13 protein-coding genes are annotated in these 18,657 nt (G+C 50.8%); all 13 read left to right on the top strand.

Features of this window, described 5'->3' with window-relative positions:
* Positions 1-26 precede the first annotated feature (26 nt).
* The 13 genes from purT to P40081_RS22330 all read left to right on the top strand — a co-directional run bounded on the left by purT (position 27) and on the right by P40081_RS22330 (position 18,619).
* Positions 27-1,217 carry a formate-dependent phosphoribosylglycinamide formyltransferase gene (gene purT, locus P40081_RS22395; RefSeq protein WP_042138561.1) on the top strand — a complete coding sequence of 397 codons (1,191 nt, stop codon included), beginning with the start codon at positions 27-29 and terminating at the stop codon, positions 1,215-1,217.
* On the top strand, positions 1,207-1,671 hold the full coding sequence (locus P40081_RS22390; protein ID WP_042138559.1) for a GNAT family N-acetyltransferase: 465 nt from the start codon (positions 1,207-1,209) through the stop codon (positions 1,669-1,671). The genes purT and P40081_RS22390 overlap by 11 nt, the downstream gene beginning before the upstream one ends.
* 539 nt (positions 1,672-2,210) lie before the next feature.
* Positions 2,211-3,860 (top strand): response regulator, encoded by a 1,650-nt coding sequence (locus P40081_RS22385; RefSeq protein WP_042138557.1) that lies wholly within the window; start codon positions 2,211-2,213, stop codon positions 3,858-3,860.
* A gap of 3 nt (positions 3,861-3,863) precedes the next feature.
* Positions 3,864-5,690: a sensor histidine kinase gene (locus P40081_RS22380; protein WP_081970065.1), complete on the top strand. Its 1,827-nt coding sequence runs from the start codon at positions 3,864-3,866 to the stop codon at positions 5,688-5,690.
* Positions 5,687-6,709, top strand: coding sequence for a substrate-binding domain-containing protein (locus P40081_RS22375; RefSeq protein WP_042138556.1), 1,023 nt, complete (start codon positions 5,687-5,689; stop codon positions 6,707-6,709). Before P40081_RS22380 ends, P40081_RS22375 begins: the two co-directional genes overlap by 4 nt.
* A gap of 146 nt (positions 6,710-6,855) precedes the next feature.
* Positions 6,856-7,938, top strand: coding sequence for a galactose ABC transporter substrate-binding protein (locus tag P40081_RS22370; protein WP_099052481.1), 1,083 nt, complete (start codon positions 6,856-6,858; stop codon positions 7,936-7,938).
* A gap of 151 nt (positions 7,939-8,089) precedes the next feature.
* A complete protein-coding gene (locus P40081_RS22365) occupies positions 8,090-9,601 on the top strand; it encodes a sugar ABC transporter ATP-binding protein (protein ID WP_042138554.1) in 1,512 nt (503 codons plus the stop codon).
* 52 nt (positions 9,602-9,653) lie between these two features.
* A complete protein-coding gene (gene mglC / locus P40081_RS22360; RefSeq protein WP_039307739.1) occupies positions 9,654-10,661 on the top strand; it encodes a galactose/methyl galactoside ABC transporter permease MglC in 1,008 nt (335 codons plus the stop codon).
* 1,350 nt (positions 10,662-12,011) lie between these two features.
* Positions 12,012-13,976, top strand: coding sequence for a WG repeat-containing protein (locus P40081_RS22350; protein ID WP_042138550.1), 1,965 nt, complete (start codon positions 12,012-12,014; stop codon positions 13,974-13,976).
* A 341-nt stretch (positions 13,977-14,317) separates the two neighbouring features.
* The gene (locus P40081_RS22345) at positions 14,318-15,118 is read left to right on the top strand and encodes a CAP domain-containing protein (protein ID WP_042138548.1); all 801 of its coding nucleotides are present in this window, start codon (positions 14,318-14,320) and stop codon (positions 15,116-15,118) included.
* Positions 15,119-15,655: 537 nt separating this feature from the next.
* Positions 15,656-16,585: a GDSL-type esterase/lipase family protein gene (locus P40081_RS22340; protein WP_042138546.1), complete on the top strand. Its 930-nt coding sequence runs from the start codon at positions 15,656-15,658 to the stop codon at positions 16,583-16,585.
* A 71-nt stretch (positions 16,586-16,656) separates the two neighbouring features.
* Positions 16,657-17,637, top strand: coding sequence for an ABC transporter ATP-binding protein (locus P40081_RS22335; RefSeq protein ID WP_231575171.1), 981 nt, complete (start codon positions 16,657-16,659; stop codon positions 17,635-17,637).
* Positions 17,630-18,619 carry an ABC transporter permease gene (locus P40081_RS22330; protein WP_039307732.1) on the top strand — a complete coding sequence of 330 codons (990 nt, stop codon included), beginning with the start codon at positions 17,630-17,632 and terminating at the stop codon, positions 18,617-18,619. Before P40081_RS22335 ends, P40081_RS22330 begins: the two co-directional genes overlap by 8 nt.
* Positions 18,620-18,657: the final 38 nt, after the last annotated feature.

Below are 18,657 nucleotides of genomic sequence, written 5' to 3'. Positions count from 1 at the left end.
TTTGCGAAAAGAGGTTGGAGTCGACAATGTGGGGAGCTCCTTTTTCAGCCCGGAGCAAGAAGCTGCTGCTGCTCGGCAGCGGTGAACTGGGTAAGGAAGTCATTATCGAAGCTCAGCGCCTTGGCGTAGAGACCGTAGCTGTGGATCGTTATGAAGCTGCACCGGCGATGGGTGTAGCCCACCGCTCTTATGTACTGGATATGCTGGATGCAGAGGCACTGAAGCAAATAATCCGTTCAGAGAAACCGGATTTGATTGTCCCCGAGATCGAAGCTATTGCTACCGGAGCGCTGGTGGAACTGGAGGAAGAAGGTTTCCTCGTGGTCCCGACCGCACGTAGCGCCAGACTGACGATGGACCGGGAAGGCATCCGCCGCCTTGCGGCTGAAGAGCTGGGTCTGCCGACCGCCGGATACCGGTTCGCTGACAGTCTGGACGAACTTCGCCAGGCCGTAGGTGAGCTTGGAACACCGTGTGTGATCAAGCCGATTATGAGCTCTTCCGGCAAGGGACAGAGTATTTGCAGGACACCTGAGGATGCCGCAGAATGCTGGAATACGGCTCTGGAAGGAGCACGTGCCAAAGGTACACGCGTCATTGTAGAGGCTTTTGTCACTTTCGAGAGTGAGATTACATTACTTACCGTCCGCTCGGTTAGCGGAACCGTATTTTGTCCGCCGATCGGCCACATCCAGAAGGATGGCGATTATGTGGAATCCTGGCAGCCGCATCAGATGAGTGAAGCGCTGCTTGCCGAAGCACAGTCGATGGCCCGGGCCGTTACGGATGAGCTTGGCGGATATGGGATTTTTGGAGTGGAGCTGTTTCTGACCACGGACGGGGTACTGTTCAGCGAAGTATCACCCAGACCGCATGACACAGGTATGGTTACAATGATTACGCAGGATTTGTCGGAATTTGCTCTGCATGTCAGAGCCATTCTTGGATTTCCGCTGGAATCGGTACGTTTGTTGACACCGGGTGCTTCAGCTACCCTGAAGGCCGAAGGAACTGGACAAGCTTTTGCGGTAACCGGGATAGATAAGGCACTTACTTTTCCCCGAACGCAAGTCCGTGTATTCGGCAAACCGGAGATCCGCCCTGGACGGCGGATGGCAGTAACACTCAGTTCAGCGGAAGATGTGGAAATCGCGCGGACGACGGCCAAGCAGGCGGCGTCTATGCTAAAAGTGGAGGTATACGAGGATGAACAGTAGTACTCAGGAGCAGGTACTGCAAATTCGCAAATGTGGCATGAATGATCTGGAGAGAGTTACAGCCCTTCTGCGGGAATTCGGCTATCCGACGACGCTTAGCGTGATGAAAGAGAGAATGGAAGGCATGGAGCATGATCCGCTCCACTGCACAATGGTCGCAGAACTCAATAACGAAGTTGTGGGAATGATCGGACTCCGGCAGGTGAAGTCCTATTACAAACATGCAGATTGTATTACGGAAATTACCGCGCTGATCGTATCAGAGGAACTTAGAGGACAGGGCCTTGGCAAAAGACTCGTATCCGCAGCGGAAGAATGGGCACGCCATCAAGGCTGCTGCCAGCTGTTCCTGCGAAGCGGCAACCGCGTCGAACGTGCACCGGCGCATGCTTTTTACCGCCATATCGGATTCGAAAAGACAGCAGGCTACCGCTTTAACAAAGCATTGCTATAATTCCTATACGTAACCGAACATCCCCATCCCGGCATAAGCGGGATGGCTTTTTTTTATTTCCGCCAGAATAGAGACTACTTAGTAAGCACTGTAGACATCAATGTTGTACGTTGTACAACATTGATTCCCGGATACCGGGGTGTTTGGACAGATTGTTGTACGAAATACAAGAATTATCGTACTAACCCGTCCGAAGGAGGAGAAATGCTGCATTTCGTACAACAATTTTGGATTAGGGACGAAATCTTGAGCAAAATGTTGTATTATGGGCAGGATTTCCCTGTAAACGACAGCAGCCACCCGGAAATTCAAAAATGCACAGGGTGAAGAATGGGTTGTATGTTAAGTTGTTAAGTTCAGCCTATGTAAATACATAATATTTACTTGCAATAAATGCATTCAGCCTATATAGTGAATTGCTCCCCGTATTTGACTTGATCCGCTGCTACAGCTTTCATTATTTAAACATAGATTGAGCTTACTGAATCAGCTATTATAATGCTGTAAAACTCCAAACCATATCCGAAGAGGGATGAAGCATGTATAAATTAATTCTCGCCGAAGACGAGGAAGATGTAAGAGAAGGCATTATCGCCCAGATCGACTGGGAGAAATACGGATTCGAAGTGGTGGAGCAGGCAGAGAACGGCCGTGAAGCAGCCGATGCGATAGACCGGCTGCTGCCGGATGTGGTGGTTACCGATATCCAGATGCCGTTCATGAACGGACTGCAGCTGGCGGAATGGATCCGCAGCCGTCACCCTAACACGAAGATAATCATTCTGACCGGCTATGATGAATTCGAATATGCCCAGAAGGCGATTAAGCTGCAGATTGATGAATATATTCTTAAGCCCTTCTCTTCCCAGGAGCTGATTGATGTCCTGCTGAAGGTTAGAGCTGCGATTGAGACCGAGATTGCCGAGAAGGAAAATGTATTCGTGCTCAGCGAGCATTACCGTAAGAGCCTGCCGGTGCTGCGTGAGCAGTTCCTGTCCTCCCTGGTGTCACGCCGTCTGCGCTCCGCGGAAATTGCCGAGAAAAGTGCAGAATACGGCATTAACCTGAGCGGGGAGCTATTCCAATCCTCTGTTATCAGTATTGATTATATCCGTCCGGACAGAAGCTCCGGCGTGCCTGAGGCGGGGCCGGTATCCCTGCGTGACACCGGGGACCGTAATCTGCAGCTCTTTGCCGTGCTGAACATTGCCGAGGAAATCTGCCAGAAGCACAGCTTCGGCAAGGTGTTCATCCACCGCGATGATGTGGTGCTGCTCTCTGTCAGCCAGGAAACCGATGAGAGCGAAATCACAGGCAGAACCTTCGCTATCCTTGAAGAAATCCGCCAGAATGTACAGCGTTTCCTGAAGCTTACAGTGACTGCTGGTGCAGGAACGGTATGCCGGATGCCGTCCATGCTGTTCAATTCCTTCGGAGATGCACTGCAGGCACTGGATTACCGGCTGATTCTCGGCAACAACCGCGTGATCTGGATTGAGGATGTGGAGTCGAGACCCAGCCAGATGCTGGCCTATGATGAGCTGACCCAGCAGTCGCTGATCCGCACGATCAAGCTGGGTACAGTCCAGGAGCTGCGGGAAGTGGTGGACGAGCTGTTCGGGGGACTGGATACGGCGCAGGTCTCGACACAGGATTATCAGATTTTTCTGCTGGAGATCATTACATCGATTCTGCGGGTGGCCAAGGAATCCGGCAGTGAAACGAATGACTTTATCGGCTCCGGCATTTCATCGCTGACCGAGCTTAATAAGTTCAATAATATGGGGGAAGCCAAGCAGTGGATTATCACGGTGTGCAGCCGGCTGATGGATACCATCGCCTCCGAGCGGCAGTCGAGCTATAAGCAGCTGATTGACCAGGCCAAGGATTATATCCGGGCCCATTATGAGGAGTCCGATATTTCCATCGGTAAGGTATGCCAGCATCTGCATATCAGCACAGGCTATTTCAGCAGTATTTTCAAGAAAGAAATGAAGATGACCTTTGTCAGCTATCTGCTGCAGATCCGGCTGGAGGCGGCGAAGGAAATGCTGCGCTCGACCGAGCTGAAGGCATTTGAAATCGCCGAGCGGATCGGTTTTGCCGATCCGAACTATTTCAGCTTCTGCTTCCGCAAGAAATACGGACAGTCACCCAAAGAGTATAAGAACAGCTCGCGGGGAGGATAACTCATGACCAAGCCGAAGGCTACTTTCTTTCCGCTTCGCCCGCAGCCCCGCAAGAGAGGCAAAATCCGCCTGTCTTCCAAGCTGCGGAGCATCCAGCTCATTATTACCCTGACCTTCACAGCGGTGACGGTAGCCGTTGCAGTGATCGTCAGCATTATGCTGTACGGCAAGTTTGCCAACACGGCGGAGGAGAATGCCAATCTCAACATGCAGCAGATTATTGAGCAGGTGAATTATAATCTGGAGCTGTATGTTAAAGGGATGGGCAGCATTTTTGAGACGGCGGAGAAGCAGATCACCACGAGTCAATCCATTGACTCTCCGCTGCTCTATGAACGCATGGACACACTAATGAGCAGCCGTGAGGACCTGGTATCCATGGCTGTTTTTACACCGCAGGGCAAATATGTGGTGGGTACGCCTGGTCAAAGCATGCGTCTGAACACTCAACTGGAGAGCCAGAGCTGGTTCACCACGGCCAAGCGGACCTCGGAAATATCCTATTCAGCCCCGCATATTCAGAATTTGTTCAAAGGACGGTATACCTGGGTCGTATCGATCAGCAAAATGATTCAGTACAGGGAGAAGGGCGAGCTGAAAACCGGTGTCCTGCTGCTGGATTTCAATTTCAGGACGATTGATGAGCTAAGCCGGCAAGTGAAGCTCGGTAAAAGAGGATACGCTTACATTCTCGATCCGCTCGGGAATATCGTCTACCATCCGCAGCAGCAGCTGATCTATGCCGGCCTCAAATATGAGAATGTGGAACCGGTGCTGGAATATGCCTTCCGCAGCTATCTGGATGAGTCCACCGGAGAGAAGCGGTTTATTACCGTGCGCACGCTGGCCCAGACCGGCTGGAAGATCGTCGGGGTCGCTTACTACGATGAGATTGTAACGACCAAACGCGACCTGAACCAATTTCTGTCCTGGTTCCTCGCAGTTGTCCTGGTGTGTGTGGTTGCCGTATCTGTGTTCCTGTCCTGGCTGATTGCCAGTCCGATCCGCAAGCTGGAGCGCACGGTCAAGCAGGTGGGCGAGGGAGACCTCAATACCCCGATCAATGTCAGCGGCGCCTATGAGGTGGAACAGCTGTCCAAACGCTTCAATATGATGCTCCAGCGTATCCGGCAGCTGATGGATCAGATCATCTATGAGCAGGAGACGAAGCGCAAGGGCGAGCTTGAAGTCCTGCAGTCGCAGATCAACCCTCATTTTCTATACAACACACTGAACTCGGTCATCCGGCTGGCAGAGCGCGGCAAAACGGATGAGGTCGTCACGATGATTCAGTCGCTTTCGAAATTTTTCCGGATCAGTCTGAGCAAGGGCAAGAATATTATTACTATCCAGGAGGAGCTGGATCATATCCGCCATTATCTGGTGATTCAGAGCTTCCGTTTCAAAAATAAGTTCCGTTACGAAATAACGGCACAAGATGAAGTATTGCAGTACCAGACGGTTAAGCTGATCCTGCAGCCAATCGTTGAGAATGCACTTTACCATGGGATCGAAATGATGCCGGATGAAGGGCTGATCTCGATCAGCGCTGAGCTTCAGGATGGGCTCATTATTATCAGGGTCAGTGACAACGGTCTCGGGATGTCTGTAGAAACGATGAACGTGATTCTGAGCGGAGGCGTCAAAAGCGGAAGCGGCTCAGGAGTCGGCGTACGGAATGTTCATGAACGGATCGGGTTATATTATGGCCGCGAATATGGACTAACCTTTCAGAGTGAAATTGAAGAAGGTACTATCGTGACCATTGTGTTCCCGGCCCGGCTGGCCGGAGAAGACATGGATGAGCAGAAGGAGGAGACAAACCGGTGAGAAGCATACGTTTTTGGCTGACCTTGCTGCTATGCGGGGTGCTCTGGATCTCCGTGTCCTCCTGCTTTAATTCGTCGCCTGCTTATATCAATACGAGCAAGACACGTAATATCCACCTGATTGTCAAGATGAACAAGGGGGATTACTGGAATACAGTGAAGCTGGGTGCGGAAGCGGCAGCGAAGGAATTCAATGTCAAGCTGACGTTCAAAGCGCCGGACTCGGAAAGTGATATCGATGAGCAGGTGGGGATGGTGGAGGACTCCATTAAGGAGAAAGCGGATGTGATTATTCTCGCTGCCAGCAGCTATATGGGACTGGCCCAGGTCGTAGACCAGGCTGCATATTACAAAATCCCGGTGATCTCAGTCGATGCGGAAGTCGGATCGGCCAGGGTTCAAGCCTATGTAGGTTCGAATGGTTATGAAGCCGGACAGAAGTCCGCGGAGCGGCTGATTCAGCTTTTGCAGGGATATGGCGAGATCGGAATTATTAACTTCACCAATTCCTCTTTGAATGTGGACCCGGGGTCTACAGGCAGCATTGATTACGGGGCCAGGGATGCGGATGAGCGCGAAAAAGGATTTCTCAATTACGCAGCCCGTTATCCGAATGTCAAAGTGGTGCAGATCTCCTACACTTCCTCAAGCACGGTGGAGGCCGAAACCCTGACCCGGGAGATGCTGGAGAAGCATCCTAATCTGCGCGGGATTGCCACGTTGAATGAAATTGCTTCCCAGGGAGCAGCCAAAGTCATACAAAGCTTAAGATTGGACAACATAAAGATGGTTGCGTTTGACAGTTCACCCTCCATGATGGAATCGCTGCAGGATGGCACGGTGCAGGCGACCGTGATCCAGAACCCTTTCAGCAACGGGTATTTAGCCGTGAAATACGCCGTAGAAGCGCTTGAAGGTGTGACTATTCCGGAGCGGGTGGACACAGGCACCAAGCTGATTGATTTGGAGAATATGCTGTGGCCCGAGAACCAGAAGCTGCTGTTCCCGTTTGTCAGATAGGAGAAAATCAGATTTTAAACATTAGAATTTTCATGAAAATGAGTAGTATTTTATATTCGCAACCGTTTTCATGTAGGGCATAATAAGGATGTACCCGGGACACACCGGGATAACAAAAAGAAATATCCTCAGGAGGTCAATTGATTATGAAAAAAATCACTTCCGTTTTACTTGCTAGTGCATTGCTGGGTGCTGCTCTTGCAGGCTGCGGCGGCAACAACAACAACGCTGCTGACACTGGTAACAAAGCTAACACAGGCAACGCTGCTGCAACTGCAAACTCCGGTTCCGCTGCTGAAACTCCAAAGGTTGGCGTAGCGATCTACAAATTCGACGATACTTTCATGACGGGTGTCCGTAACGCCATCGATACTGCTGCCAAAGGCATCGCTACTGTAGATATCGTAGACAGCCAGAACTCCCAGCCTACACAAAATGATAAGGTGGATTTGTTCGTCACCAAAAAATATGACGGCATGCTGATCAACCCGGTTGACCGCACAGCTGCAGGCGTTATCATCGACAAAGCAAAAACAGCTGACATTCCGGTTGTGTTCCTGAACCGCGAACCGCTTCCAGAAGATATGAAGAAATGGGATAAAGTTTACTATGTAGGCGCCAAAGCAGAAGAGTCCGGCACAATGTCCGGCCAGCTGATTGTTGACTACTGGAAGGCTCACCCTGAAGCTGACAAGAACGGCGACGGCGTGCTGCAATACGTAATGCTCAAAGGCGAACCGGGACACCAGGATGCTGAGCTGCGGACCACTTACTCCATCCAGGCTATCGAAGATGCAGGTATCAAGGTTGAGAAATTGGCTGAAGATACTGCAATGTGGGATCGCGTAAAAGGACAGGAAAAAATGGCAGCCTTCCTCGGCTCCCACGGCGACAAGATTGAAGCCGTTCTTGCCAACAACGATGACATGGCTCTCGGTGCAATTGAAGCTCTGAAAGCCCAAGGATACTTCACTGGCGACAAATACATGCCGGTAGTAGGCGTTGATGCAACTGCTCCAGCGGTTCAAGCGCTGCAAGACGGAACTATGCTCGGTACAGTGCTGAACGATGCCAACAACCAGGGTAAAGCGGCAATCGTCCTGGCTTCCCTGCTGGCTAAAGGCGAAACACCTACCAAAGAAAACGTAGGCTTCGACATCACTGACAACCAATACGTATGGATCTCCTACAAAAAGATCACTAAAGACAACGTAGCTGACGCTCAATAATAGTTAGATTGCTTCAGATACAGATAAGCTTCATAAACAAAAATCCCGGAGGGCGGTCACCCGCTCTCCGGAATTCCTTTCGGGTAGGGAACAGGATGGAACCGCTGTGCCTCTCATGGAAAAAGAAAAAAAGCGTAGGGGGCGTAACAACATGGCAAATGCTGAGTTTTTGCTGGAAATGAACGGCATTACTAAAGAATTTCCCGGCGTTAAGGCGCTGGACGGAGTCAGCATAAAGGTTAGACCGGGTTCGGTTCATGCACTTATGGGCGAGAACGGTGCAGGCAAGTCGACACTGATGAAATGTCTCTTTGGGATCTATTCACCGGATGCCGGTGAGATCTTCCTGGATGGCCAAAAGGCCACCATCTCTAACTCCAACGATGCACTTAAGCACGGAATTTCGATGATTCACCAGGAGCTGCACCCGGTACCTTTCCGCAGTGTCATGGAGAACATCTGGCTAGGACGTTTTCCGACCAAGGGCATCGGGCCGATTCAGTTCATTGACCACAAAAAAATGTTCACGGACACGGAAAATTTATTTAAAGATCTGGATATCGATCTGAATCCCGAAACTTTGGTGGGCAAGCTGTCCGTATCCAAGGTCCAATCCATTGAAATCGCGAAGGCTGTCTCTTTTCATTCACGCGTCATTGTCATGGATGAACCAACCTCTTCCTTAACCAGCGTAGAAGTTGAGCATTTGTTCCGGATTATCCGGGATCTGCAAAAAAGAGGCGTAGCTATTATCTATATATCTCACAAGATGGAAGAAATTCTTGAAATCTCTGATGAAGTAACCATCATGCGTGACGGCAAAAAGATCGGTACCTGGCCGTCGGCCGAGCTTACCACGGACCTGATTATCTCCAAAATGGTCGGCCGTGACCTTACTAACCGCTTCCCTGAGCGCACTAATGTTCCAGGCGAAGTCTATATGAAGGTGGAAGGCTTGACCTCACCGGAGCCAAGATCCTTTAAGGATGTATCCTTTGAGCTGAGACGCGGTGAAATTCTTGGTGTCGGCGGTCTCGTGGGTGCGCAGAGAACAGAGGTTATTGAAGCATTATTCGGACTCCGCGCCATTAAATCCGGCTCCATCTCAATTGAAGGCAAGAAGGTGAAGATCAATTCGCCGCAGGATGCCAAGAAACATGGCCTGGCGCTGTTAACCGAGGAACGCCGTGTAACCGGTATCTTCCCGGTACTGTCCGTTCATGAGAACGGTGCAATCGCCAACCTTGACCATTATAAGACGCCTTACTTCCTGCTGAACGGCAGAAAGAAGAAAGCTGAAGTCGATAAAATGATTGAGAAGCTGCGCACCAAGACACCAACCACCAAAACGCAGATTATGAATCTCTCCGGCGGTAACCAGCAGAAGGTGCTGCTGGCCAGATGGTTGCTTACAGAGCCTGAAGTCCTGCTGCTGGATGAGCCGACACGCGGAATTGACGTGGGTGCCAAATTCGAAATCTATACCATCATTGCCGACCTGGCCAAGCAGGGGAAGAGCATTATCATGATTTCTTCGGAAATGCCTGAGCTGCTGGGGATGTCTGACCGCGTAATGGTCATGTCGGAAGGACGGCTTACAGGAATACTAGAAGGCGAGCAAGCTACGGAAACCGAAGTTATGCGTCTCGCTGCACAGCATTAAGGAGTACGGATAGGAGAATATGCTCGCGTAATTTTAAGGGGGATCACTACTAATGAACGTTAAAAAAGCTCAGTCCTTTGTGACTCAAAACGCAATTTACATCGTGCTGGTACTGCTGATTATGGGGATCATCATATATGAACCAAGCTTCATGTCCATCAACACCCTGCGTGACGTACTGATTCAGTCGTCTACACGCGTTATCATCGCGCTTGGGGTTGCCTTTATCCTCATCACAGCCGGTACCGACTTGTCGGCAGGCCGCGTGGTAGGGTTTACAGCGGTTATCTCAGCTTCGATGCTGCAGATACCGGATTACTCTCGCCGCTTCTTCCCTGATCTGCCGCAAGTGCAAGTATGGCTGCCCATCCTGATTGCCATTGTTGCCGGTCTGCTCTGCGGTCTCATCAACGGGGTCATTGTCTCCAAGCTTAATGTTCCGCCATTTATCGCAACCCTGGGTACCATGCTCATCGTGTACGGCTTGAACTCCCTGTACTTCGATATGGACCCTAACCAATCGCAGCCTATCGGCGGTCTGCGTCCTGACTTCACCAAAATCGGCTCCGGCTTTATCGGCAGCGGCCAATATTCAATACCTTACATCGTTCTCATAGCCCTGGCGGTCGCGGCCGTCGTGTGGGTACTCTTTAACAAAACTAAGCTGGGCAAAAACATGTACGCTATCGGTGGCAACATGCAGGCTGCCAAGGTTTCCGGTATCAACGTGTCCAAGAACCTGATCTACATCTACGCTATCGCTGGTGCCCTTTACGGTCTGGCGGGTGTGCTTGAAGCTGCAAGAACAGGCGGCGCTACCAACAACTATGGTAACATGTACGAGCTTGACGCCATCGCGGCTTGCGTAGTCGGCGGCGTATCCACTACCGGCGGTATCGGTACAGTTCCAGGTGTTCTGGTCGGTGTTATCATCTTCACCCTGATCAACTACGGTCTGACCTTCATCGGCATCAGCCCTTACTACCAGCTGATCATCAAAGGCCTTATCATCATCGCCGCTGTATCGTTCGATATGCGTAAATATTCTTCGAAGAAATAATTGTGGTTCGGTGATTAGCCGTAACTGCGAATGTTTGGACTTCCGGGTGCTGGTGCACCCGGAGTTTTTGCGTTCAATGTACCGATGTAAGAGGTAAAATGAACTGAGAAACTTTGATATCAGGTATGATCGTAACTGCGGTGAGTTTTGGACTTCCGGCCGCTGTTAGGTTTGGATTTCCTGATTTTTATCCGCTGTCTGCGGTAGAAATCCAAACAAGCGTATGCTTACGAAGTGAGCTTTCCTACGGAAAGCTTTTAGGCGGTCGCTATCGCTCCTCCAGTTCCAAAATCCCCTCCGTTACTCTCACCTTATATGGGGTTTATAGTTCATCTTACATTTCGATTGAAAGCAAGAACCCTCCGGGTGCTGCCGCTCCTCCAGTTCCAAACTTTACCTTCGTTACTCCCATCACCTCACCCAGGTGGGGGTGGTGCAAATTAAGCGTTTGCGGTATTTCGCAAACGTCTTTTGCTTGGGGCTTGTTGATTTTGTCGCAACTTTTCTCCAAAACCATGCCCAATATCTTAACCCTTAAGTGAGCAGCAAACGCAGCAAACCCCAAAGTAACCAGGTGTATAAATGTTGTACGTAGTGCAACTCGCAGGCTTAAATATATAAGTGTTCGGGCGGATTGTTGTACGAAATGCAAGAATTTCCTTGCATTTTGCCTTGGAGAAGGCGGAATGATGTATTTCGTACAACAATTTTGGATTTAGGGGTGTTATGATGAGCGAAATGTTGTATTTAGTGCAATATTTTAGGTTGAAGTAGTGAGGTTTCTCTTATTGCCCTCCAATTCCAGCGCATGTAGCTGCAGAACCCCAATAACAAGTGACAGGGCAGGCGAAGCAGCCCTTGAACATCCTGCTAACACACTCTGAAAGGGTGTTTTTGTGCTGCTTTTAGGTTGCAGTTTATGCCTTTGATGTAGTTTGTGTCTGTGACCTTGGTTATGCTGAAGAAAGGTGGAGAGTAACGGAGGGGAAGTTTGAACTGGAGGAGCGGGAGCGTCCGCCTTTGTCTCCGGATTTCCACCGCGTTATAGCGGTTCAAATCAAGAAATCTGGAGACAACAGCGGCCGGAAGTCCAAACATTCACCGCAGTTACAGCCTCACCTTTCCTAGTTTGCTTTTAAGCCCTCACGCTCCTAACGCATTCCACGCTCCTAACGCATTCCACGCTCCTAACGCATTCCACGCTCCTAACGCATTCCACGCTCTCAACGCATTCCACGCTCACGCTGACGCTCATACTCACGCGTATCGGCAGCTCTGGGCACATAAACACCCTTTCCCCCTCACTCTCATATTCTATAGGCAAATGCCTTTGTAAGGGAGAGCGACTGAATGCTGAGGATTAAGCTGAACGAGCTGGGAAAAGAGAATGACAATGGTCTGATTCAGACGGAGGTATGGCGGTGGGACGGAATCGGCTGGAATGAGGTTATTCCGCAGCAGGAGGAGGATTTCATCCGTGCGGATGATGATCTGTTCGTGACGATCCCGGCAGAGGCGGGATTATACCGCGTAGACTACTCCAAAAAGCCGCTGGAGGCGCTTATCGTGCTTCCGGAGGTAGATGCCAGCGGGCTGCGGGCGGAGATGCTGCATCCGGCTCCTTTTAAGCTTAAAGACGGAACACTGTGGGGTTACATTAATAACGACGGACGGACTGTGATCGAGCCCAGATATGACTATGCGGAGGATTTCCAGGAGAATGGCCTAGCGGTAGTGCAGCGCAAGAATTACAGCGGCCTGATTGACAGCTCCGGGCGTGAGAAGGTCAAACCGCTATATTCCTTTATTGCTCCGTTTGCCGAAGGGCGGGCTGTGGTTTCGGATGCCAAGGGCTATACTTTTATTGATGAGAAAGGCAAAGAGGTCACGTCCGCGCGGTATGACTATCTGAATTCGCTGCATGAAGGCCGCGCGCTGTTCTCCAAGCAGAATACAACCGGGGGGAACTCATACTACGGATATCTGGATGCCCAAGGCAAAGAGGTGCTGCCAGCGGTGTATCTGGATGCCGGGGATTTCAATGAAGGAACGGCGCTGGTCAAAGTCGCTGAGGGGGAGTACGCGCTGATTGATCCCCAGGGAACGGTGCTGCATACGTATAAGTATCCATTCGTGGGGTATCCGGGGGAAGGTCTGCTTGCTTTTCAAGCTACGGAGAACGGGAAATACGGTTACCTCCATACAGACGGCAGCATTGCCATTCAGCCGCAGTTTACGGCAGCCTTGCCTTTCTCGGAAGGGCGTGCGGTAATCAACACAGCTGAGGATTACGGTAATGCATACGGTCTGATTGACAAGCAGGGCAAAGCCATTATTCCGGCGACTTACTATGAAGTCCAGCAGCTGGGTGAGAACCGGGTTGCGCTGGGAACCCCGCTTTATGCCGATCAGCCGTACCGGGGTTCACGTTATGTGATTGCCGATGCGCTTACAGGCAGAATTCTCAGCACCCATCCGCTGCTCGGGGTGAACAATTATCAGAACGGGCTTGCGTCGGTGTATGATGCCAAGGACACGTATTTTATTGATAAAAGCGGTAAAAAAGCCGCCCAGCCGCCGGTCATTGCCGGCTCAGGATCTCTATCCTTCAGCGGCAACCTGATCCGTGCGGATGTTGACCAGCGTACTGCCTACTATGACCGCAAAGGCAAGCAGGTATGGCGGCAAAATGGGGTCATTCCGCTCAGACCGCCGTACTCCGTGCTGGAGAAGAAATATAAACCGAACAGGGATTATCTGGTCTACTATCCGGTAGTAGAAGGGATTGCTGTCGCTGAGATATCCAAATCAGTCAATGATAAGCTGCGCAGTCTCTCACTCGCAGAAGGTGCGGGGACTGGGGGAGCGGGGCAGGATTTTAGCTATACGGGGGATTTTGCCGTATCCTTCTTCCGCAAGAACCTGCTGGTACTTGAGCTCAGCGGATACCGCTTTCCGTTTGGAGCGGCGCATGGAATGCCGACTATGATCTATGAGCATATCAATTTGCGCACCGGCAAATTTTACACGCTGAGTGATCTGTTTAAGCCTGGCAGCAAATATGTGCAGAAACTCAGTGATATTGTCGGAAAACAGATTGCGAATGATCCGCAGTATTCCTATGTTTTTCCCGATACGTACAAAGGCATTACGGCTGACCAGCCTTTTTATGTAGATGGCGAAGCGCTGTATCTCTATTTTGCCCCTTATGAAATTGCTCCGTATGCTGCGGGCTTTCCTACGTTCCGGATTCCGTATGCCGAAATTATGGGCCTGATCTCGACAGAAGGGGATTTCTGGCAGTCCTTTCATTAAGCGGGGGGCCGGTGAATGCCGATATTAACTGTAAGAACATGTGACCGTTCTGAAGAGGACGGTTTCTTAAATATAAGAATATATATGCTTCGCGTTATGAATTATCCTTCTATATCTCGTTGAAACGGTACCGTCCTTATTACAGGACGGCAAAGCCGTTTCCACTTTTTGAACAGAAGCGGACAAGCCTCAGCCGTGAAGAAAAATGTCATAATTTAGAAGCGCACAGCCTGGTTTTTTATGTTACAATGACTGAGGAACAAATTACAACTTTGTAACAATTGATGTCCGCAACTCTCGGCAGCCAGGTAATTCTACAACAAGAATAAGGAGATGGCAGAATGAAAAGCAAGACTTTAAGAGCAATGATAGGTGGAAGTGTAGCCGCTGTTATGGCACTTAGCATTTCACTTCCATTACAGGCAAGCGCAGCAGCTGGAGCCACTACGGCAACCGCTTCAGATACGAATTTCGCAAAATTCATGGAATATTTCACACAGTACAATTCGAAGTCATTTGTATTTGACGGGAATACGTTCACCGTATCCAAGACCGTTATCTATAAGAATCCTGTAGCAACAGTTCCGGCAGCAACAGCTAAGCCGGTGGCTACCGCTGTACCAGTAGCGACAGCTAGACCAGTAGTCACAGCCGCGCCAGTAGCAACGGCTAAGCCTGTTGTTACACCAGCACCGACGGCTGCGCCAGTAACAACGGCTAAGCCGGTAGCTACACCAGCTGCAACTGCAGCTCCAGCTGTCGCAGACAGCGCTTCAAGCTACATTCAGCAGGTTGTAGCCCTGGTGAACAAAGAACGCGCAGCAGCAGGACTGGCTCCTGTCTCCGCACTGGACAGCCTGAACAAAGTGGCAGCGGCTAAGGCTACTGACATGCGTACGAACAACTATTTCTCCCATACTTCCCCAACCTATGGATCGCCTTTTGATATGATGTCCGCGTTCGGCATTACTTATCAGGCAGCCGGAGAGAATATCGCGATGGGCCAGAAAACGCCGCAGGAAGTCATGACTGCCTGGATGAACAGCCCGGGCCATAAGGCTAACATTCTGAGCACGAATTTCAACTACATCGGCGTAGGCTTCGACAATAATTACTGGGTTCAGGAATTCATCGGCAAATAATATAACGCAGCTCTTAAGCTTCACTCGTCCTCCGGCATTGCCGGGGGGCTTTTTTGAGGTTTAGTAAATGAAGATAATCTACGAGAAACACCACTAATAGTTGTTGTTTTTATTCTGGATCGGGAATTGAAGGTTTTTGTCAGACGAAGATAAATCAATTTGCAGTTTCGAAGTTCTGCACTGTAGTTTCGCTTTTTGGACTTTGCAGTTTCGCAGTTTCGCATGATCAGAGCAGTGCTATAGTGCCGCCCTGGCTGCTCCACACTGTTTAGGTGAAAGCGGCGGAGGGGATTATGGAACTGTAGGAGCGGGAGCGACCGCCTTTGTCACCAGATTATCACCGCGAAGAGCGGTACAGATCAAAAAAAGCTGGGGAAAACAGCGGCCGGAAGTCCAAAATCACCGCAGCCGCGCCTTTCACCAAAACCCCCGCTTTATTTGCAAATTAAGCAAAGAAGAATTATGTTTATCTACATAGTTAAGAAGTTTGTAAAATGTGGAACAATAGAGAATAGATCGGCATACGGAGGGATAGCATTGAACGATTCCAAATGGACCTGGAGGGCAGTGGGCCTGGTATCCATCCTGGCAACTTTACTTTTAATTACAGGGTTTGTGTATGCGGTAAGCGATATTATCAATCCCAAAGGGGAGACACTCCTGTCTTCTCTCCCGCAGGAAACAGCTGCACCGACAGCCGCGGCAACGGATGAATTGAAGATACTGGCGCTGGGGGATTCTCTGGCCAAAGGGACCGGCGACAATTCCGGACAGGGGTTTGTGAAGCGTACGCTGGAGGCGTTATCGGCGGACGGAGGCAAGGCGGAGCTGCTCGGCAACATGGGCATTAACGGCTTAACCACAGCCGGACTGCAGAGCAAGCTTCAGGAGGAGGGTGTGCAGTACGCGCTCCGCCAGGCGAATGTAATCCTGATCTCTATAGGCGGCAATGACCTGTTCCGCGGCTCGGATATTCTGGGGACAGGCAGCAGCAGCGGAGAGGCAGCATCGTCAGCAGATACGGAGAATCCTGCGGACGGAATAGCACCGCTGGGGACTGAATCCGCTGCGAATAACACGGTAGAAGGTTCAGCACCCGTGCCTACAGCCTCCACCGATGAATTGACCCCCGAGTCTCTGCTCGCAGCTCTGCCTGATGCATCCAAACGGCTGGGCAGTATTCTTGACACCATTGCCGGGATTAATCCGCAGGCACAGATTTATTACGTGGGATTGTATAATCCCTTCGGAGATATCGCGGACCTGCTGGTTCCGGGCAATCAGGCTGTAACCGCCTGGAACAATGCAGCGATGGATATCATCAACACCCACAGCAATATGACGCTCGTTCCGACCTTTGATTTGTTCAACCGGCATCTGGACAAGTATCTCTCGAATGACCACTTCCACCCGAACGGGGACGGTTATCAGCGGATGAGTGAGCGGATTGTACAGGCTGTACATTAACCTGGGACAGGAATGGAGCAGGGCAGAGAACATTCTGAACAGAAATGACCGCAGCAAGGAGTTGTATAGAGATGGCTAAACAAATGCACGAAGCCTCCGGCGAGGTAGTCCTGTCCGTACAAGGGGTCCGCAAAAAAATCGGCCGCAAATGGATCATAGATGATGTTACGTTTGACGTCCGGAAAGGCGAGATTTTCGGCTTCCTCGGTCCCAATGGGGCCGGCAAAACCACAACAATCCGCATGCTGGTTGACCTGATCCGGCCAAGTGAAGGAACAATTACCGTCTGCGGCTACAATGTGAACCGTGACCCGGAAAAAGCATTGCAATACGTCGGCTCCATCGTCGAAAATCCCGAGGTGTATACGTATCTGACAGGCTGGGAGAACCTGCAGCATTTCGCCCGCATGCAGCCCGGTGTGGACAAGGCGAGGATTGCCGAAGTGGTGGATATTGTACGGCTGGATCAGCGTATTCATGACAAGGTAAGTACGTATTCACTGGGGATGCGGCAGCGGCTGGGCATTGCCCAGGCACTTTTGGGCCGGCCACGGCTGCTGATTCTGGATGAGCCGACGAACGGCCTGGACCCGAAGGGCATCAAGGAGCTGCGCGAATTCATCCGCAAGCTGGCGGATGAAGGGCTTGCCGTGTTCGTCTCCAGCCATCTGCTGAGCGAGATTCAGCTGCTGTGCGACCGTGTGGCGATCATCAGTAAAGGGCGGGTACTCGCCGTAGGCGGTGTGGACGAGCTGGTTGCCCGCAATTCTCCATACGTCCTGTGGGAGCTGGAGCCGCTGAATCGGGCTAGAGAACTATTAAACGGCCGGCCGGATATCCATCTGCTGGAGCTGGATGAGGTAACACTGGACGACTCCATTATCGCAGGCATGGGAGTGAATTCCCTGATCACGGTTATGGAGGAGGATTTAATCCCGGAAATTGTCGCCGTACTGGTTACTAGAGAGGTTGAGGTCCGGGCTGTGCATAAAATCAACCCTACACTGGAACAGCTATTCTTGAAGCTAACGGAAGGTGAAACTATTGACTAACCTGCTGCCGCTCATCCGCAATGAGTGCCTCAAAATCATAAAAAAGAAACGGTTTTATGTCATCCTGCTCATTCTGCTTGTGCTTGTGCCTATGTTTACCTATGCACAGATGCGTATAGCGGAACGCAGCCGGGATAAGTTTAACTCTGACTGGAGGCTGGAGGTCCAGCAGCAGATTACCGATAACCAGAACTCCCTCGGCAGCGACCGGATTCCGGAAGAATGGAAGTCGTACCGGCGGATTTTTGTCCAGCAGCTGCAGTATTATCTGGATCACGATGTGAATCCGAACGAGCCGAGCGGCGTTACCTTTACCCGTGAATTTCTGGACAATTCCGTGTCCCTGTTCATTCCGCTGCTGATTATGGCGGTGGCCTCGGATCTGGTCTCCGGGGAGAGAACGACAGGAACGATCAAGATGCTGCTGACGCGTCCGGTTAAACGCTGGAAGGTGCTGTTCAGTAAAATGACGGCCCTCATGATGTTTGTCTCCTTAATCGTCCTGTCTGCTTTTATCATCAGCTATCTGGTGTCGGGGTTGGCCTTTGGATATAAAGGATTCAATGTTCCGGTGTTCACAGGCTTCCAGCTGAGCGGGGATACGGTCGATATGACCACGGTTCACGCTGTGCCGCAATGGAAATACCTGCTGATGCAGGGCGGTTTGATCTGGTTCGTCAGCGTAGTTGTTGCTCTGCTGGCTTTCATGGTGTCGGTTCTGGTACGCAGTACGGCAGCCAGTATAGTGGTGATGATGGCGGCGCTGATTGCAGGCACGATCCTGACGAATATGGCTTCTGCCTGGACTGCGGCCAAATATTTATTTATGGTTAATATGGAGCTTACCGGGTATTTAGCAGGTACTCCCGCCCCGATTGAGGGCATGACACTGGCATTTTCGATGGCGGTATTGGCAATTTGGGGACTGGCTGCAGTAATCATTTCATTCGCCGTCTTTACGAAACGGGATATTTTGAATTAGAATGTACAAAGTGAACGAAAACGTTTGTTTGCATTTTA

The sequence above is a fragment of the Paenibacillus sp. FSL P4-0081 genome (assembly GCF_000758565.1).
In the GTDB taxonomy this organism is placed as follows: domain Bacteria; phylum Bacillota; class Bacilli; order Paenibacillales; family Paenibacillaceae; genus Paenibacillus_AQ; species Paenibacillus_AQ phytohabitans.
This window is presented reverse-complemented; position numbering and strand designations above follow the sequence as displayed.